Source organism: Kribbella sp. CA-247076 (genome assembly GCF_050942445.1).
GTDB lineage: Bacteria > Actinomycetota > Actinomycetes > Propionibacteriales > Kribbellaceae > Kribbella.
Genome location: NZ_CP192051.1, coordinates 813945 through 832221, shown reverse-complemented (window position 1 = coordinate 832221; position 18277 = coordinate 813945). Strand labels below are relative to the sequence as shown.

Sequence of the window (18277 nt, the reverse complement as noted above, 5' to 3'; positions counted from 1 at the left end):
TGCCCGGGAGTTGGCGTACGCGACCGCCGTAGCGGGCAAACCGGTCTCCCGGCCGCTGGCCCAGGCCGAGCACACCGTCCTCGCGTCCCCGCTGGTCTCCCCGGTCGCGGTGCCGCCGGTGGATCGGTCCGCGATGGACGGGTACGCCGTGCGCGGCCCCGGACCGTGGCGGCTGGTGGGTCACGTGGCTGCGACGTCACGCACTCCCCCGGAGTTGGCCGAAGGCGAGGCGTGCAGCATCACGACCGGGGCGGCGGTGCCCGCCGGGGCGACCTCGGTGGTGCGGGACGAGGACGCTCGGCTCACCGGACAGCTGTTGCACGGTCCGGGTGAGCCGGGTCGGCACATCAGACGAGCCGGCGAGGAGTGCGCGGCCGGCGAGCAGTTGCTGCCTGCCGGCGTGCTCGTGGATCCGCCGGTGCTCGGGGTCGCGGCGTCCGTCGGCCTCAACCGGCTCACCGTCGTACCCCAGCCGCGGGTGGCCGCGATCGTCACCGGGGACGAGTTGGTGCACCGCGGCCCGTCCGGCCCGGGACGGGTACGGGATGCCATCGGGCCGATGCTGCCCGGCCTGATCACCCGCGCCGGTGCGGTCGCGTTGCCCGTCACGCATCTCCCCGACGACCGTACGGCGTTGGTCGACGCGCTGCTGGCGGCGGACGGGGAGCTCATTCTCGTGTCGGGCTCGTCGGCGTCGGGCCCGGCTGATCACCTGCGGCCGGCGTTGTCCGCGATCGGGGCCCAGCTGATCATCGACGGGGTCGCGTGCCGGCCCGGGCATCCACAGGCCTTGGCACGTTTCGCCGACGGGCGGCTGGTCGTCGGGCTGCCCGGCAACCCGTTCGCCGCGCTGGCCGCGTTCCTGACGTTGGGCGTGGCCGTGATCCGGCGGATGCGTGGTCTTTCCCTTCCTGCGTTGACGGTTGCGCCGGTTCCGGGTGGGCTGCCGTGCCATCCACGCAGTACTCGGCTCGTCCATGTGCGGGTCACCGCACAAGGCGCGGTACCGCTCGGGCATGGCGGATCGGCGATGTTGCGTGGGGTTGCGGCCGCGGACGCGCTCGCCGTGGTCGACCCGGGTCCGGCGGCTGCCATCGCCGCGCGGCTGCTGCCACTCGACCCGGGAGCGCGACCATGGGGCGTCTGATCGCACGTCGTCCGGTACTGCGGCTCGGTCCGGCCGGCGACCGTTCCCGGCCGGACTCGATCGCGGTCGAGGAACCACTCGAGCTGCGCGTGGACGGCAAGCCGCTCGCGGTCACCATGCGGACGCCAGGGCACGACGTCGAGCTGGCCCACGGTTTCCTGCACACCGAGGGCGTGATCGGCAGCGTCGACGACATCCGCGACGCCCGGTATTGCGACTCGCGCGACGACGAGGGGCGGAACACGTACAACGTCCTCGACGTCGGCCTGGCGCCGGGGGTGCCGCCGCCGGTCACCGGGGTCGAGCGGAACTTCTACACGACATCCTCCTGCGGTGTGTGCGGGAAGGCGTCGCTGGACGCCGTCCGGCTGAGGACGCGCTACTCGCCGGCCGACGACCCGGTGCGAGTGCGCTTCGACGTACTCGCCGGTCTGCCCGATGCGCTCCGGAAGCGACAGCAGGTATTCGACCGCACCGGCGGTCTGCACGCGGCCGGGCTCTTCACCTCCACCGGCGAGTTGCTCGTCGTCCGCGAGGACGTCGGCCGCCACAACGCCGTCGACAAGGTCATCGGCTGGGCGGTCCTCGCCGGTCACGTCCCGGCCCGCTCGTGCATCCTGATCGTGTCCGGCCGCACGTCCTTCGAGCTCGCCCAGAAAGCAGTGATGGCCGGCATCCCCATCCTCGGCGCGGTCTCCGCCCCGTCCTCCCTCGCCGTCGACCTGGCCCAGGAGTCCGGCCTCACCCTCACCGGCTTCATCCGCAACGGCACCATGAACGTCTACGCCCACCCGGACCGGATCACCGTCACCTAGGGGGTTTCCCAGGTGCACGTGGGCTCGCCGGTGGCGAGGTGTTGTTGGTAGGTGGTGACTTTGTGGGTGATGACGTTCAGGCAGTCGGTGAGTTGCTGGATCTGGGCGGTGACGTGGTCCTGGTGGCTGCGGAGGAGGGCGAGGCGGGCTTGTTCGTTGCCGGGGCCCTGGCGGACGAGATCGGTGTACTTGCGGATGGTCTCGAGCGGCATCCCGGACGAGCGGAACTTGATGCACAGGTCGAGCCAGTCGATGTCGTCCTCGGTGTACACGCGGCGGCCGTTCGACTCCCGCCGGACCGGATCCGCGAGCAGGCCCTCACGCTCGTAGAACCGGAGGGCGTGCACGCTCAGCCCGGTCCGCTCCGCCACCTGCCCGATGCTCAGTCCCGTGCTCATAGGCGGCACCCTAGACCAGCCTCTAGGTCTTCCAGACCGGGTTCCAGGTCTTACAGCAGCGGTTTCAGGGCGGAGAGGGCTTGATGTACGTCGACCCGCGTCGAGTAGATGTGGAACGACGCCCGCAGCTTCCCGTCCCGGACGGCGGCCCGGATGCCCGCAGCCGCGAAGGCCTCCTGGGCGCCGGCGAGCGTGGTGCTGACGATCGCCGAGTCGGACGGCGGCATGCCGAGGCCGGCGCGGAACTCGTTCGCGAGCCCGACGTTGTGGCGGTTGATCGTCTCGACGCCGATCTGCTCGACCAGCTCGAGCGCCGGTGCGGCGCCGACGTAGCAGAACCAGGCCGGCGACTGGTCGAACCGCCGGGCACCGTCCGCGAGCTCCATCCGCGTCCCGTAGTACGAGCTGTGGACGTCGGCAGCGGCGTACCACCCGGCGGCCGACGGGCGGCAGAGCTCCTGCAGTCGCGGCGAGAGGTAGCCGAGCGTCGCGCCCCGCGGTGACATCAGCCACTTGTAGGTGTGGGCGACGAGGACGTCGATCCCGTCCACGGTCAGCGGCAGCCAGCCGACGGCCTGACTTGCGTCGATCACCACGAGCGCGCCGACTTCCTTGCTTGCGGCAACGACTGCGGCGAGGTCGAGGACGGCGCCGGTCGACGACTGGACCGCGCTCACCGCGACCACGTCGATCCCCGGCCGGATCGCCGCGACCACCGAGTCCCCCGGTACGGCGACCACCTCGACGCCACGGTCCTCGTGCACCTTCCACGGGAAGACGTTCGAGGTGAACTCGACGTCGTCGGTCAGCACCGTCGCGCCGTCCGGCAACGCGGCGGCGACCGGAGCGAGTGCCGCGGACACGGTGCTGCCGACGAACACGTGGGCCGCGTCCACACCGATCAGCCGCGCGAACGACTCCCGGCTGCGGGTCGTCGACTCGTCCCACGGCTCCCAACTGGTCGCGCCCACTCGCCAGTCGGACAGCACGGCCTGCAACGCCTCCCAGGCCGGCCTCGGCGGCAGCCCGTACGACGCCGTGTTCAGCCAGCCCGGCTCCGGATCCCACAGCTCTGCGAACTCCACGATCCCCAGCCTATGCACACGTCCAACGCCGACTTTGTGCACCGGTCACCCACGCGATCGCCGCTGCGGTGCTCAGTAGGTGCCCAAAGTGGCGGGCTTGACCTAGACAGCGCTCTAGCTTCTAGCGTTCCGGGCAGCAGAGATTGAGGAGCTCGTAGATGCGTTACCGCACGCTGGGTGGGACCGGGATCGAGGTCAGCGCGCACTGCCTCGGGGCGATGATGTTCGGCGCGGTCGGCAACCCCGACCACGACGACTGCATCCGCATCGTCGACGCCGCGCTGGACCAGGGCGTCAACTTCGTCGACACCGCGGACATGTACTCCCGCGGCGAGTCCGAGGAGATCGTCGGCAAGGCGCTAAAGGGCCGCCGCGACGACGTGGTCCTCGCCACGAAGGTGCACTTCCCGCTCGAGGACGGCACCCGCAACCGCAGCGGCAACTCGCGACGGTGGATCGTCCAGGAGGTGGAGAACAGCCTGCGCCGGCTCGGCACCGACTGGATCGACCTGTACCAGATCCACCGGCCCGACTACAGCACGGACATCGAGGAGACCCTGTGGGTGCTGACCGACCTGGTCAGCCAGGGGAAGATCCGCGCGTTCGGGTCGTCGACGTTTCCGGCCGAGGACCTCGTGCACGCGTACCACGTCGCGGAACGGCGTGGTTACGGGAAGTTCCGGACCGAGCAACCGCCGTACTCGCTGATCAGCCGGGGGATCGAACGCTCGTTGCTGCCGACCACCCAGCGCCTGGGGATGGGGGTGCTCACCTGGAGCCCGCTCGCGTCCGGATTCCTGTCGGGCAAGGTGCGCAAGGATCAGCCGGTGGACCTGACGACGGGTCGCGCGGCGCTGACGCCATTCCGGTTCGACCCGTCGATTCCGGGGAACGCGGCGAAGTTCGACGCGGTCGAGCAGCTGATCGAGGTCGCCGAGAGTATCGGTTGCACGCTGCCTGAGCTCGCGCTCGCGTTCGTCACCACGCACCCGGGCGTGACGTCGGTGATCAGCGGGCCGCGCACGATGGAGCAGCTCGACGGGTTGCTGAAGAGCGCCGACCTCACTCTGGACGACGCCACCCTCGACCGGATCGACGAGATCGTCCCGCCGGGCACGGACCTCTACCCGCCGGACGGCGCGTGGCGCCCGCCTTCGCTCACCGACCCGGCCCTGCGCAGGCGCCGGCCGGCCTGACTTTTCAATCGTTGCAGATCGGGCACCGGGGAACCGATCTGCAACGAAAGAAGTGAGGACGATGGGATTGCCGCAGTCCATCCGCAACGCCGCGGAACCCTGGACAGCGAAGGAACTGAACCAACTGAAGGAACTGGCTGCCGACAACCTGCCACCCTCAGTGATCAGCATGCGCCTGGGCCGCCCGGAGTCGGCGATCCTGAGCAAGGCGCTGCAGGTCGGCATCAGGCTGATGCCGCTCAACCGCCCGCCGTACGGCGCCTAGCCGCAACGGAACGGGATCACTGCCACCGCTCCGGCGACGGTGCAACTCAGGGCCGACACGGCCAGGATCGCTGCGGGGGTCACGTGGTCGACGGCGACGGCACCGGCCGCGGCACCGAGAGGGAACGCGATCGACAGCAGCGCACGCTGCGTGCCGAACATCGCGCCGTGACTCGCCGGGTCGGCCCACCGTTGCAGAGCGGTCGCCTCGATCGCGGAGTACGGTCCCCAAACCGCTCCGGAGACCAGGAAGATCGCCGCGGCCGCCGGCAGGTCGTCGGTCAGCACGATCGGCAGCGTGACCAGTCCCCACACCATCGCGCCGAGCGCGTTGACCAAACCGGGGCGCCGCTCCGCGAGCCGCGATGCCAGGGGCAGCGTGGCCAGTGCGGCCGCTCCGAACAGCACCCACAGCAAGGTGTAACCACCGACCCCGCTTCCCAACTGCTCTCGGGTGAAGTAGGGCAACACGGTGTCGAACGGCCCATACGTGAAGTAGTACGCCACCGACAACCCGATCAACCCGACCACGCGTCCCGACGCCCATCCGGTCCGCGCCTCAGCCCGCCGAGCTACGCCGGTACGACGCGGCAGCCGTACGGCGATCGCGGCAACGCCGGCCAACATCACCAGCGGCACGAGGAACGCGCGCCCCGGTCCGAGAAGCGCCAGCGCAGGACCGGCCAACGCGGCGCCCAGGAGCATCGGCAGCTGATCACCCAAGCCCAGCAATGCGTTTGCGCGAGGCAGCAACTCGTCGTCCACCAGCCGAGGCACCAGGGTCCGCGCGGCCGCGTAGCTGAGTGGCGTGGTCGCCCCTGCCACCGCACACAGCGTGAGCACGATCCCCAGCGAGAACTGTTGCGACCAGCCGGCGACGACGAGTACGGCCATCAGGACCGCACGTACGGCGACGTCGAGCAGCAACATCTGCACGGGGCCGAAGCGGTCCACGGCGCGACCACCGACGATGCCGCCGAGGACTGTCGGCAGCCGGATCGCGACGATCAGCAAGGCCGTCTGCGCGCCGGACCACCCCTGCGGCTCGGCGATCCAGAACAGCACGAACAGCAGGAAGCTGTCAGCCGTCGACGCCAACGTCCACGCCGCCGCCAACCCCACCAGCGGCCGCCCCATCACGGCCCCCCACCACCCACCCCACCAGCCGACCCGTCCGGGGCGTCGGTTGGCTGGGTGACTGACTTGTCGACTGGGCAGTTGGTGCAGATGGGCCAGTTGCAGAGGCGGCAGGTTGTGTCGGCCTCGGAACGCTCGCGGGAGGTTCGCCGCAGCGCGGTGGCCAGTAGGTCGTTGAACCGTCGCCGCTCCTCCGGCGTCAACGCATCGAGCACGTCACGGCCGGCCTGGTCGCGGGCAGCGTTCCACGTCGCCAACAGCTCCTGGCCGGAGGCGGTCAGGCTGAGCTCGAGGACGCGGCCGCGGCGTACGCGGTCGACGTACCCGAGTCTCTCCAGCCGGTCGATCAGGCGGACGGTGCCGGACTGGGTGAGCCCGATCCGGCTCCACAGCCAGTCGGCCGAGCAGCCGGCGTGGCTGGCGATCAGGGTCAGCGCCGCGAGGTCGCGCAACGCGAGGCCCGGCGGCGCCGCCGCGCTCACCGCTGCCGTGAGCGCATCGTGACTGCGGAGCGTCCAGGCGGCCCACAGGTTCGACTCAGACATGATTCAGTCATATGACTCACGCATACGTTCGCGCCAGCCCGGGCGTGTCGGCCGGGTGGACTACGGTGTGGGAGACCAGATCCGGTGTGTCGGGGGTGATGCCGTGGCAGTGACCATGCGGGACGTGGCCCGGCATGCCGGGGTGTCGCCGAAGACGGTGTCGAACGTGATGAACGGCTACCCGTACATCCGCGAGGAGACCCGCACCAAGGTGCTGGCCTCGATCGATGCCCTCGGCTACCAGATGAACATCTCCGCCAGGAACCTCAAGTCCGGCCGCACCGGCATCATCGCGCTGGCCGTCCCCGAGCTGAGCAACCCGTACTTCGCCGAGCTCGCGGACGCGGCGATCGCGGCGGCCGGTGAGCACGGCCTGACCGTGATGATCGAAACCACGAACGCCGACCGCGACCGCGAGCTGACCGCCCTGGCCCGGCCCCGCGGCCACCTGGTCGACGGCCTCCTTTACAGCCCGCTCGGTCTCGGCCCCGAGGACGTCGACCAGCTCCGGACGCCGACGCCGATGGTGCTGCTCGGCGAGCGGATCTTCCACGGCCCGGTCGACCACGTGATCATCGACAACGTCGAGGGCACCAAGGCCGTCGTCCGGCACCTGCTCGATGAGGGCCGCCGCCGGATCGCGGTCATCGGCATCCGCCCCGGCGAGCTGGTCGGCACCGCCGCCATCCGGTACGCCGCGTACGCCGAGACGCTGGCGGAGTACGGCGTACCCGTGCCGGAGAAGCTGGCCGTGTCAGGCGGCCAATGGCATCGCTCGAGCGGCGCGGACTCACTCGAGGAGCTGCTCGCCACCGGGCTGGAGTTCGACGCCGTGTTCGCGCTGAACGACACGCTGGCACTCGGCGCGGTCCGCGCCCTGACCGCGCGCGGCATCCGGATCCCGGACGACGTCGCGGTCGCCGGCTTCGACAACATCGACGAGGCCAGCTACAGCAGCCCGACCCTGACCACGGTCGACCCGAACCGGATCCACATCGCCCGCACCGCGGTCGAGCTGCTGGTCCGCCGGATGGCCGGCGACGAGTCCGAGCACCAGGAGATCGTCGCGCCGTACGAGCTGCATGTGCGTGAGTCCACCGTCGGCTGACGGTCACGCAAAGCCACCATCCCCGAAGGGTTGACGGTCCCGAACCGTCCGGGCATCATCCTCTACACCGATGTAGTACACCGATGTAAATCTGTCCGGGAGGTCCTGCGGATGCTCGATCAACCCCCTCCCCTCGCCCGCCGGACGGTGCTCGCCGGCCTGCTCGGCGGTGCGTTCGCGCTGAGCGGCTGCGGCACTCTCGGCGCCTCGCCCAGGATCCGTCAGTGGAACCTGTTCGGCGGCGGTGACGGCGCCCGGCTGCTGCAGATCCACGAGCAGTACATGGCCGAGCACCCCGACGTCCGGTTCGAGGCGCACACGCTGGCCTGGGGACCGCCGTTCTACACCAAGCTGGCGATGTCCGCGGCCGGCGGCCGGGCGCCCGAGATCGCGACCCTGCACCTGTCCCGGCTCAAAGGGTTCAGCCCGAGCACGATGCTCGACCCGATCCCGGTCGACATGCTGAACGCCGCCGGCATCCGCGAGCAGGACTTCCTGCCCGCCACCTGGGAGCGCTGCGTGGTGGACGGCCAGTTGTACGCCGTCCCGCTGGACCAGCACCCGTTCGTCCTCTACTACAACACCGAGATCTGCACGAAGGCCGGACTGCTCGGGCCTGACGGGAAGATCAAGCCGGTCAAGGGTGTGGACGCGTTCGTCGAGATGATCCGCGCGGTCAAGGAGACGACCGGCAAGTACGGCGCCTCGATCGAGACCACGAACCCGTGGCGGATGTGGTGGACGTTGTACGGCCAACTCGAGGGCGAGTTCTTCAACGAGGACGGCACCGAGCTGGTCCTCGACGACGCGAAGGCGCTGGAGGCCCTCGAGCTGATGGCGAAACTCGCCGCCGACGGCCTGGTCCCGCGGTCGGCCAACTATCCGGCGCTGGTCGCCCAGTTCACCAGTGGCGACGCCGGCCTGAGTTTCAACGGGGAGTGGGAGGTGACGACGTACCAGACCGCGAAGCTGCCGTTCAGCATGGCGCCGTTCCCGGTCGTGTACGACGTACCGAAGTTCGCCGGTGACGCGCACACCTTCGTGTTGCCGCACCAGTCGAACCGGAGCCAGGACGACACCAAGGCGACGGTCGAGTACATCGCCTGGATGCTGAAGCACAGTGCGGCCTGGGCGGCCGGTGGGCACATTCCGTCGTACCAGCCGGTGGCACAGAGCCAGGAGTACCTGAGCCTGAAGCCGCAGGCGGAGTACCGCGGTGTCGCGCCGGACGTGCTGCTCGACCCGAACGCGTGGTTCAGCGGATCCGGCGCGCAGCTGCAGGAGGAAGCCGGCGCCGCCTTCAGCGGCGTCTTCTCCGGCCAGGCGACGCCGAAGGCCGCGCTCGCGCAGTTCAAGGCAGCCACCCAGACGCTGCTCGACACCCCGTCCCCGGTCTGACAGGAGGTCACTCATGGCCGTGCAGACACCAACCCGGGAAGCATCCGGTATGCCGACGCGGTCGGCGCGATCCGAGACCGGGCAGCCGTGGAAGGAACGCTGGGCAGGGCTGTTCTTCGTCGCGCCGTTCCTGCTGCTGTTCGCCTTCTTCCTCCTCTGGCCGACCTTCTCCGGCCTCTGGAACAGCTTCTTCAACACCAGTCTCGCCGGGGTCAGGGGTGAGTTCCTCGGCTTGCAGAACTGGCGGGAGATGTTCGGCGACCCGGCCGTCTGGTCGTCGCTGAAGAACACCTTCGTCTTCACCGTGATGAGCACCCCGCCGCTGGTGGTCATCGCGCTCGTGATGGCCCTGCTGGCGAACCGCCAGGGCCTGCTGGGCTGGCTGTTGCGATTCTCGTACTTCGCTCCGTTCGTGCTGCCCGCGACCGTCGTGTCACTGATCTGGGTCTGGATCTACCAGCCCGGCTTCGGCCTGGTGAACGGTCTGCTGACGGCCGGCGGTTTCGCCGAGATCGACTGGCTGAACAGCGAGAACCGGGCGATGCTGGCGGTGGTGATCACGACCGTCTGGTGGACGGTCGGATTCAACTTCCTGCTCTACCTCGCCGCCCTGCAGGGGATCCCGGCCCAGATCTACGAGGCGGCCGCGATCGACGGCGCGAACGGACGGCAGAAGCTGTTCCGGATCACGCTGCCGTTGCTCAGCCGCACCACCGGCCTGATCGTCGTCCTGCAACTGGTGGCCTCGCTGATGATCTTCGACCAGATCTACCTGATGACCGACGGCGGGCCGAACTACGCGACCCGGCCGATCGTGCAGTACATCTACCAGAACGGCTTCACCAACTACCGGATCGGCTACGCGTCGGCGATCTCGTACCTGTTCTTCGTGATCATCGTGATCGTCTCGGTGCTGCAGTTCAAACTGTTCTCCGGCCGCAAGGAGGTGCGCTGATGGCCGCCGTGACGTTGCCTGCGACAACCCGGAATTCCGGACCGGTGGAACCGCGTTGGACCTTCCCCAAGGTGGCGAGCGTCGTCGGCGCGGTGATCCTGGCCGTGATCTGGCTGGTGCCGTTGCTGTGGGCCCTGGACACGTCACTGAAACCGGAACCGGAGACCACCCGGACACCGATCACTTGGTTGCCAGAGGCACCGACCACGGCGGCCTACCAGGGCGTGATCGAGCAGGGTGACCTGCTGCGCTGGTTCTTCAACAGCACGATCGTCGCGGTGCTGGTGACCGCGGTGACCCTGCTGGTCTCGGTGCTGGCGGCGTACGGCTTCTCCCGAACCGAGTTCCCCGGCCGGCGGGCCCTTTTCGCGCTGATGATCGCGGGCATCCTGGTGCCGCCGCAGGTACTGATCGTGCCGTTGTTCCAGGAGATGACCGGGCTCGGCCTGGTCGACACCTACTGGGGCATCGTGCTGCCGCAGGTGGTCGCGCCGGTGATGGTGTTCGTGCTGAAGAAGTTCTTCGACGGCATCTCCCGCGACTACGAGGACGCCGCCCGGGTGGACGGCGCGACCCGGTGGCGGATCGTCTGGAGCGTGATGGTGCCGATGTCCCGGCCGATCCTGGTCGCGGTCGGCATCTTCACCTTCATCGGCGCCTGGAACAACTTCCTCTGGCCGTTCATCGTGACCACCGACCCGTCGATGATGACGATCCCGGTCGGCCTGGCCAACGTGCAGGGCTCGTACGGCCTGCGCTACGCCCAGATCATGGCCTCGGCCGTGCTGGGCGGACTCCCGTTGCTCGTCGTCTTCGCCCTGTTCCAGCGGCACATGGTCCGGGGTGTCGGCGACGCGGGCATCAAGGGATAGATCACCAACCACCACGACAGGAGCAACCTGGTGCCTTCTGCCACCATCACCCTCGACCCCGCGTTCACGGTCGCGCCGGTGAACCGCCGGACCTTCGGCACGTTCGTCGAACACATGGGTCGGTGTGTCTACACCGGTATCTACGAGCCGGGTCACGCGACCGCCGACGAGGACGGCTTCCGCAAGGACGTCCTCGAGCTGACCCGCGAGCTCGGCGTGTCGGTGGTCCGCTACCCCGGCGGCAACTTCGTCTCCGGCTACCGCTGGGAGGACGGCGTCGGTCCGCGGCCGGAGCGTCCGCGCCGGCTCGACCTGGCCTGGCACAGCGTCGAGACGAACGAGTTCGGCCTGGACGAGTTCGCCCGCTGGTGCGCCAAGGCCGGGGTCGAGCCGATGATGGCGATCAACCTCGGCACCCGCGGGGTCCAGGAGGCGCTCGACCTGCAGGAGTACGCGAACCACCCCGGCGGTACGGCGTTGTCCGACCTCCGCGAGCAGCACGGCGCGTCGCCGTACGGGATCACACTGTGGTGCCTGGGCAACGAGCTGGACGGGCCCTGGCAGATCGGTCACAAGACGGCCGCGGAGTACGGCCGGGTGGCGGCCGAGACCGCGCGGGCGATGCGGATGATCGAGCCCGGCCTGGAGCTGGTCGCGTGCGGCTCGTCGTCGTCCCGGATGCCGACCTTCGGGAGCTGGGAGCAGACCGTCCTACGGGAGACGTACGACTTCGTCGACTACATCTCCTGCCATGCGTACTACGGGAACGACGACGGCGACACCGCCTCGTTCCTGGGGTCGGCGGTCAACATGGATCGCTTCATCGACGCCGTCACCGCGACCGCGGACGCGGTGGGCGCCGAGCGGAAGAGCTCGAAGAAGATCGACATCTCGTTCGACGAGTGGAACGTCTGGTACGGCGAGCGGTCGCGCCGGACCGACGAGGACAGCGACGGCTGGGCGGTCGCGCCGCGGCGGATCGAGGACGAGTACAACGTCACCGACGCCGTTGTCGTCGGCAACCTGCTGATCTCGCTGCTCCGCCACAGCGACCGGGTCGGCGTCGCCTGCCTGGCCCAGCTGGCGAACGTAATCGCGCCGATCATGACGGAACGCGGCGGCCCGGCCTGGCGGCAGCCGACGTTCCACCCGTTCGCGATCACCTCCCGGCTCGCGGCCGGTCAGGTGCTGCGGGTGGAGACCGACTCGCCGACCGTCAGCACCGCCAAGTACGGCGACATCACCGCGGTCGACGCGGTGGCGACGTACGACGACGGCACGCTGGCCGTGTTCCTGGTCAACCGCTCGACCGAGGGGCCGATCGAGGTGACCGTGGACGTCGGCCGTGCCGGCGTGCACACCATTGCCGAGGCCTTGAGCATCCACGACGCGGACGGGCTGGCGACGAACTCCGCCGACCACCCCGACCGCGTCACCCCGCAGGCAGCCGACGCCAAACTGGTCGACGGCCGGCTGACCGTCTCCCTCCCGGCGGTCAGCTGGGCCGCAGTCAGCCTGACCGGCTGATGAAGGCGGGCCTGTGGGAGCCTGGCCCCACAGGCCCGCTTGCGTGGACTCCCGGAGAATCCGAGGCAGCTAGTGGCCCGGGATGGACTGCGACAGCAGCGGGAAGTAGGACGCGCTTGAACTGTAGACCCCGAGCGACGACGTGAGTAGGCTGCAGCGAATGGGGCGGAATTACACAGAAGTTGCGGTTGGTGGAACGATTTTTGATGGGTTCGAAGGGTACCTCAGCAGGCAAGATCAAGAGCTACGGGAAGCTCTTAAGAATGCACTAGTCGTCTTCGACACGAACGTTTTACTCAATCTGTACAGATATAGAGATGAAACACGCCAGTCAATCGCCGAGGTGATGACCGCGATTGGCGACCGGCTTTGGATCCCGCACCAGGTCGTCGAAGAGTTCTGGCGCAATCGCGAGCGTGCACTGACGAGTCCGATCAGTGAGGTCCGACAGAGTTCCGAGGATCTCCGCAGGCATCGCGACCAGGCTTGCGAATTGATACGCGCATGGGTTAACAAGGCTGCGCTGAGCGCCGAGACCGCCGCACCTGTCGAGGCGCGACTGACGGAAGCATTCGAGTCCGCGCAGGGTTTGCTGGACGGTCTGATTGACGAAGATGACGTAAACCGAGCACGAAGTACGCACTACGACCCGGTGGTCGCTCTACTTGAGCCGGCATTGCGCGGACGCATCGGGGCTCCGATGACCACCGAGAAGCGCAATGCCGCTATCAAAGAAGGCAAGCGCAGAGTCGAAGCCGGGGAGCCTCCCGGATTCGCGGATGCCAAGAAGACGGGGCGAACGCCAGAGGATGCCACCGGCGACTACCTCGTCTGGGAGCAACTCCTTAGCGAGGCGGAGAGACGGCAACTGGCGGTTGTGTTCGTGACAGGCGACGTGAAACGCGACTGGTGGCGCTACGAGAGCAATAGTCCACGGGGACCGCGCATCGAACTGTGTCGGGAGCTTGCCGACAGATGCGGAACTCAGCTCTATATGCTGCGCCCCGAGCAATTGCTCGGCCTGGCCGACGCACTCTCCGTCGCGGTCGAGCCGGAGGCCGTGAAGAACGTCGAGCGTACCACCCTGCCCGAGCGCGCTTCCTCGACCTCTGATGCTCAGGGCACCGGATGGACCGCGCACGCAGTTGAGACGATGATGCATCGCCTGGTGGGGACCGCCCCGGTACAAGAGGCGACCATCCGAGCCGCTGCACAGCAAGGCGGATACATCGATCGTGACGAGGTCTACCGGCTCGGTGAGTACGAGCCTGATCGCCAACTGAAAGGCTTCACACGCCCCGTCAACCGAGTAGTTCAAGCTCTTCGTGATTCAGGAGAGCTCCCAGAGGACGCCTCTGACGCACTAAGTCCTGTCTATGACGAGATGACCCGCGGATTCGGTTGGGTCGATGGCTTCCGCGTACCGGACGAGGTCGCAAGATTCCTTGTAGCACCACAGCGCTCAGCCTGATGCTCCTAGTCTGAGCCGGCTGAACTGCGTGACGGTGACCCCCGGCGCGATCTCGATGCGCGTGACCTCGTGGTAGCCACGGGACGTGTAGAGAGTGACCGCCGGGGTGTTCGCCGTTCCGGTGGACACCAGGCTCGTCCGTCGCGGCTCGAGCTGGTCGAGGTGGTCCAGCAGCGCCCGTCCGTGGCCACGGCGGGCGTGCGCGGGATCGACGATCAACCGGGTGATGTCGACGGTGTCGTCGTCGGGCAACCCGTACGCGACCGCGCCGACCAGCGCGCTGCCGTCGTACCGGCCGAGCCAGTGCTCGGTCGAGGCCATCAGGGCGTCGAGATCCTCCTGGAGCGGCGGGATGCCGTCGAACCCGATCAGCTCGGCCTCGACGGCGTACGCGCGATGCTGGATCTGCAGCAGTCGTTCGGCGAGCGTGCGGTCGGTGACGTCCAGGGTCTCGATCACGGCCGCCAGTATCCCAGCGCCTTCACCCGGTCCTTCGGTACGGCGAGGTCCTTCTGCACGTACGCCGTGAGCGTCCGGGTCGTCACGGTGTCGCAGGCGATCCAGACGTACGCGGCGGCCGGGTCGTCGATGAGTTTCGGCAGCTCCGCCTGCACGCCCTCGACCAGCTCCGGGCGGGGCACGGTCCGCAGGTCGTGATGGTCCTCGATCCGGAACGGCAGGTCGCGGTCGGTCGCATGAGTGGTCTCGAACCAGATCGTCGCCGGCACCTTGGGCGCGACCGCGAGCAGCGAGTTGATCGCCGGCAGCGAGGCCGGATCGCCGATCACCAGCATCCGCTCGGGCAGCGGGTCCGGCACCTCGAAGCCGGTCCCCTGCACGGTCGCCTCGATGGTGTCGCCGGGCTGCGCCTTGCCGGACCAGTCGCTCGCGCACCCGTCGTGCAGCGCGAACTCGAGGCTGAAGGTGCCCGCCCCGGGGTCCGGGTCGACCAGCGTGTACGCCCGCTGGTGCGGCTTGCCCGCGTTGTCGAACCACAGCCGCACCCACATCGTCGGGTGAACGCCCGTGGCCGCGAGCAGCCCGCCGTCGGTGAAGTGGACCCGGCGATAGCGCTCGGTGACCTGTTCGGCACCCGTCACGGTGAAGGTGAAGTCCTTCCCGCGGAGCAGCTTGAGCACCACGCCTTCCCAGCCATGCCTCACGTTTCCTCCACCGGCGTCGAGACCAGAGAATGGCCGTTGCGGCCACACTTTGTTGCCTTGTAAGTTAGCTCAGCCTAACCTAACTGAAGCGAGGACTGCAGTGAACGCTCGGGTCTTCCGGGACGCGTACGGCGTACCGCACCTGAATGCCGGAGACCCGTTGGCGCTGGCCTACCTGCAGGGCCGGAACGCCGCCCAGGACCGTGCCTGGCAGGTGGAGCTCCACCGCCGCCGGTTCCTTGGCACGTGCGCCGAGTTCCTCGGCCCGGAGGCCGTGCCGTGGGACATGTTCGCCCGGCAGGCCCGGCTCGCGGACACCGCTCGGCGGTGCTTCGAGTCGCTCGACGACGACACCCGCGAGTGGATCGAGGCCTACGTCGCCGGCGTCAACCACGCGATGCCGATCGGCGCCCTCCGCGCGCCCGAGTTCGCGCAGACCGGGCTGACGCCGCAGGAGTGGGAGCCGTGGGCACCGCTCGGAGTCTGGCTGTCGATCCACATCCTGTTCGCCGGCTTCCCGACCAAGCTGTGGCGGACCCACGTCGCCCGGCACCTCGGCGACGAGGCGATCGACCTGTTCTCGTCCGAAGGACCGCACACCGCGGGCAGCAACGGCTGGCTGATCCCCGGCTCGCACACGGCGACGGGCCAGGCGATCATCGCCGGCGACCCGCACCGGTACATCGAGAGCCCGGGCGTCTACCAGCAGATCCAGCTGACCTGCCCCGAGTACGACGTCCTCGGCCTCGCCGTGCCGGGCGTCCCGGGAATCGCGCACTTCGGCCACACCGGAACGGTCGCCTGGGCGATCACCAACGCGATGTCCGACTATCAGGACCTGTACGCCGAACAACTCCGGCGGACCGGGTCGACGGTCGAGGCACTCGGTCCGGACGGCTGGAAACCAGCGACCCGGCACACCGAGGTCGTCGAGGTGGCCGGCGCGGACCCGATCGAGATCGAGGTGATCGAGACCGAGCGCGGTCCGGTGATCATCGACAATGCCGAGCAGACCGTCAGCCTCCGCTACCCGCCCCGCGTGACCGGACGGCTCGGCTTCGAGGTGATGCCTCGGTTGCTCCAGGCAACCACCGTCGCCGACCTCGACTCCGCCCTGGAGGACTGGGTGGAGCCGGTCAACGTGGTCCTCGCCGCCGACACGTCCGGTGGCCTGCTGCACCGGACCGCCGGCCTGGTGCCGACCCGCGACCACGTCAACCGGCTGCGCGTCGTACCCGCATGGGAGCCGGGTCACCAGTGGCAGGGCTGGCACGAGTCAATGCCTCGGGCAACTGTCGACGGTCCGGCGGTCATGGCGAACGCCCGGGAGCTGGCCGCGCCGCTCGGGGTCGAGTTCGCCGCACCGCACCGCTCCCGCCGGATCCGCGAGCTCCTGGCCGAGCGGTCGGACTGGTCGGTCGAGGACATGCCGTCGATCCACACGGACACCTTCCTGGGTTCGGCCGGGAGCGTCCTTGGCCTGCTCGAAGGCCTGGTCGAGCTCTCGCCGGAAGCCCTTGCCCTGCGCACCGAACTGCTCGGCTGGGACCGGCACATGGACGCCGCGAGCACGACCGCGTCGTCGTTCGCCGCCGTACGGAAGGCCTTGGTGTCCCGGCTGGTCGACCACTTCGGCGTACTGGAAGGCGATGCCGGGTGTCCCGAGCTGTTCCTGCCCTGGGTCGACACGCTGACGCACGTGTCGTATGCGCTGGAGAATCTGCTCGCCACCGACCTCCTCCCCGAGGTCAACCTGAGTTGGCTGGCACGCGAGGCGCTCGAGGAAGTCGCCGCGCGCAAGCCGCGGCCGCCGTGGGGTGAGACCCACCAACTGTCACCGCTGCACGAGCTGCGATTCCCGGTGTTCGCGCCCGGCGAGGAGCCGATCGACCTCGGGCTGTCCGGCGACCACCACTGCGTGATGTCGACGTCGAGCCTGCCCGGCCTCACCGACGTGTGCATCCGCGGGTCGGCGGCGCGGTACGCGTTCGACCTGGCCGATCGTGCGGCCAGCGGCTGGTCCGTTCCGCTCGGTGCGTCCGGCGTCCTCGGCGATCCGCATCACCATGACCAGCTTCCGCTCTGGCTCCGCGGCCGGCTCGCCCCGGTCCTCGGCGAGCTCCACCGAGTCGAGACGTCGTTCGAGCAGGTGATCGACGGGTTCGGCGCGGTGCGGATCGTCGAGGCCCACCCGGACCGCGACCTGGACCTGATCCACACCTGGGTGGCGGCCGAGCGGGCCCAGTTCTGGGGCATGGGCCACCTGTCCCGGGACGAGATCGCCGGCATCTACCGCTTCCTCGACTCGGTGCCGACGCACCACGTGTACCTGGTGTACCTGGACGACGTACCTATGGCGCTGCTGCAGACCTACGACCCGCAGGCCGATCCGGTCGGAGCGGCGTACGACGTCCAGGCCGGCGACCTCGGCCTGCACTTCCTGATCGCCCCCGGCGAAGCCCGCCCGAACTTCACCGGCAACCTGCTCGCCGTCCTCGGCGGGTTCGTCTTCGCCCACCTCGGCCACCCCCGCGTCGTCGTCGACCCCGACGTCCGCAACGACCGCGCCATCGACCGCTTCCACCGCCAGGGCTTCACCCCCGGCCCCGAGGTCAAGATCACCCTCCCCGACGGCACCGTCAAGGACGCCCAACTCGCCTTCCTCACCCGAGCCCACTACCTGGCCGCCGCCGCCCGGTAGGTCTCGAGCACAACCTCCAACCGCCCCCGCCGAAACCGCCCCGGCTCCGCGTCGTACACCCGCCGCCCTTCCGCACTCCAGAACGCCTCCACCGGCACGACTTCCTCACCGGGCGGAACGAACTTGATCACCTCGGCAACCGCCGCGGCTGCGACGGACAAGGCCTCGGCCCTCGTCGCGGGGTCGTCGGGTGGGAGCCGGCTCGCGAGCTGGTCGGCCAGCGCAAGCCAGCGCCCGGCGTCGAGCAGTTGCGACGGCTCGGCACCACCGAAGTTGGGGTAGTCGCCCCCGCTCTCCCTCGGTGGCAAGCCGAACGAATACTCACGGACGGCATCGCAGCCGGGGCAGGTCGTGTCGTAGCAGCTGGCCAGCTCGCCGTCGACCAGTCTCGTCGCATGCCGCCAGTCCACCGCGACGAACCCACACGCACACGGGGTGAGATCCAGGTACAGCCGCGCCTCGTCCCGAGTCCTTGCTACCGGCAACATTATCGCC

Annotated in this window: 18 protein-coding genes; 11 read left to right on the top strand and 7 right to left on the bottom strand. The window is 69.0% G+C overall.

Annotation, left to right across the window (positions count from 1 at the left end; all coding sequences use genetic code 11):
• The first annotated feature begins 10 nt into the window (after positions 1 to 10).
• Complete coding sequence (locus ACQPYZ_RS03930; RefSeq protein ID WP_433165284.1) at positions 11 to 1147, top strand: molybdopterin molybdotransferase MoeA; 1137 nt, start codon at positions 11 to 13, stop codon at positions 1145 to 1147.
• Positions 1135 to 1962 (top strand): formate dehydrogenase accessory sulfurtransferase FdhD, encoded by an 828-nt coding sequence (gene fdhD, locus ACQPYZ_RS03925; RefSeq protein WP_433165282.1) that lies wholly within the window; start codon positions 1135 to 1137, stop codon positions 1960 to 1962. Before ACQPYZ_RS03930 ends, fdhD begins: the two co-directional genes overlap by 13 nt.
• On the opposite strand, the gene ACQPYZ_RS03920 is transcribed toward fdhD, so the two are convergent.
• Positions 1959 to 2360 carry a MerR family transcriptional regulator gene (locus ACQPYZ_RS03920; RefSeq protein ID WP_433165281.1) on the bottom strand — a complete coding sequence of 134 codons (402 nt, stop codon included), beginning with the start codon at positions 2358 to 2360 and terminating at the stop codon, positions 1959 to 1961. The two genes, fdhD and ACQPYZ_RS03920, sit on opposite strands and share 4 nt — an antisense overlap.
• 50 nt (positions 2361 to 2410) lie before the next feature.
• Positions 2411 to 3445, bottom strand: a complete 1035-nt coding sequence (locus ACQPYZ_RS03915) for an aminotransferase class V-fold PLP-dependent enzyme (RefSeq protein WP_433165279.1) — start codon at positions 3443 to 3445, stop codon at positions 2411 to 2413.
• 158 nt (positions 3446 to 3603) lie between these two features.
• Between ACQPYZ_RS03915 and ACQPYZ_RS03910 the strand changes: the two genes are divergently transcribed.
• Both ACQPYZ_RS03910 and ACQPYZ_RS03905 read left to right on the top strand, forming a co-directional pair.
• Entirely contained in the window at positions 3604 to 4641 is a 1038-nt protein-coding gene (locus ACQPYZ_RS03910) for an aldo/keto reductase (RefSeq protein WP_433165277.1), read from the top strand.
• A gap of 61 nt (positions 4642 to 4702) precedes the next feature.
• Positions 4703 to 4906, top strand: a complete 204-nt coding sequence (locus tag ACQPYZ_RS03905) for a hypothetical protein (RefSeq protein ID WP_433165275.1) — start codon at positions 4703 to 4705, stop codon at positions 4904 to 4906.
• Here ACQPYZ_RS03905 and ACQPYZ_RS03900 read toward each other — a convergent pair.
• On the bottom strand, positions 4903 to 6042 hold the full coding sequence (locus ACQPYZ_RS03900; protein WP_433165273.1) for an MFS transporter: 1140 nt from the start codon (positions 6040 to 6042) through the stop codon (positions 4903 to 4905). The two genes, ACQPYZ_RS03905 and ACQPYZ_RS03900, sit on opposite strands and share 4 nt — an antisense overlap.
• Complete coding sequence (locus ACQPYZ_RS03895) at positions 6042 to 6587, bottom strand: MarR family winged helix-turn-helix transcriptional regulator (protein WP_433165271.1); 546 nt, start codon at positions 6585 to 6587, stop codon at positions 6042 to 6044. Before ACQPYZ_RS03895 ends, ACQPYZ_RS03900 begins: the two co-directional genes overlap by 1 nt.
• A gap of 103 nt (positions 6588 to 6690) precedes the next feature.
• On the opposite strand from ACQPYZ_RS03895, the gene ACQPYZ_RS03890 reads away from it, so the two are divergent.
• The 6 genes from ACQPYZ_RS03890 to ACQPYZ_RS03865 all read left to right on the top strand — a co-directional run bounded on the left by ACQPYZ_RS03890 (position 6691) and on the right by ACQPYZ_RS03865 (position 13918).
• A complete protein-coding gene (locus tag ACQPYZ_RS03890; protein WP_433165269.1) occupies positions 6691 to 7695 on the top strand; it encodes a LacI family DNA-binding transcriptional regulator in 1005 nt (334 codons plus the stop codon).
• A gap of 111 nt (positions 7696 to 7806) precedes the next feature.
• Positions 7807 to 9093 carry an extracellular solute-binding protein gene (locus ACQPYZ_RS03885; RefSeq protein ID WP_433165267.1) on the top strand — a complete coding sequence of 429 codons (1287 nt, stop codon included), beginning with the start codon at positions 7807 to 7809 and terminating at the stop codon, positions 9091 to 9093.
• A gap of 49 nt (positions 9094 to 9142) precedes the next feature.
• Entirely contained in the window at positions 9143 to 10048 is a 906-nt protein-coding gene (locus ACQPYZ_RS03880; RefSeq protein WP_433165265.1) for a carbohydrate ABC transporter permease, read from the top strand.
• Positions 10049 to 10119: 71 nt separating this feature from the next.
• A complete protein-coding gene (locus ACQPYZ_RS03875; RefSeq protein ID WP_433165263.1) occupies positions 10120 to 10920 on the top strand; it encodes a carbohydrate ABC transporter permease in 801 nt (266 codons plus the stop codon).
• A gap of 30 nt (positions 10921 to 10950) precedes the next feature.
• Positions 10951 to 12447, top strand: a complete 1497-nt coding sequence (locus ACQPYZ_RS03870) for an alpha-N-arabinofuranosidase (RefSeq protein ID WP_433165262.1) — start codon at positions 10951 to 10953, stop codon at positions 12445 to 12447.
• 160 nt (positions 12448 to 12607) lie between these two features.
• Complete coding sequence (locus tag ACQPYZ_RS03865) at positions 12608 to 13918, top strand: PIN-like domain-containing protein (protein ID WP_433165260.1); 1311 nt, start codon at positions 12608 to 12610, stop codon at positions 13916 to 13918.
• Here the strand turns inward: ACQPYZ_RS03865 and ACQPYZ_RS03860 are convergent.
• Positions 13910 to 14377, bottom strand: coding sequence for a GNAT family N-acetyltransferase (locus ACQPYZ_RS03860; protein ID WP_433165257.1), 468 nt, complete (start codon positions 14375 to 14377; stop codon positions 13910 to 13912). The genes ACQPYZ_RS03865 and ACQPYZ_RS03860 overlap by 9 nt on opposite strands.
• Positions 14374 to 15081 carry a siderophore-interacting protein gene (locus ACQPYZ_RS03855; RefSeq protein WP_433165256.1) on the bottom strand — a complete coding sequence of 236 codons (708 nt, stop codon included), beginning with the start codon at positions 15079 to 15081 and terminating at the stop codon, positions 14374 to 14376. The genes ACQPYZ_RS03860 and ACQPYZ_RS03855 overlap by 4 nt, the downstream gene beginning before the upstream one ends.
• Positions 15082 to 15181: 100 nt before the next feature.
• Between ACQPYZ_RS03855 and ACQPYZ_RS03850 the strand changes: the two genes are divergently transcribed.
• On the top strand, positions 15182 to 17782 hold the full coding sequence (locus tag ACQPYZ_RS03850) for a GNAT family N-acetyltransferase (protein WP_433165254.1): 2601 nt from the start codon (positions 15182 to 15184) through the stop codon (positions 17780 to 17782).
• Here the strand turns inward: ACQPYZ_RS03850 and ACQPYZ_RS03845 are convergent.
• Entirely contained in the window at positions 17758 to 18270 is a 513-nt protein-coding gene (locus ACQPYZ_RS03845) for a hypothetical protein (protein WP_433165252.1), read from the bottom strand. The two genes, ACQPYZ_RS03850 and ACQPYZ_RS03845, sit on opposite strands and share 25 nt — an antisense overlap.
• Between the last annotated feature and the right edge of the window lie 7 nt (positions 18271 to 18277).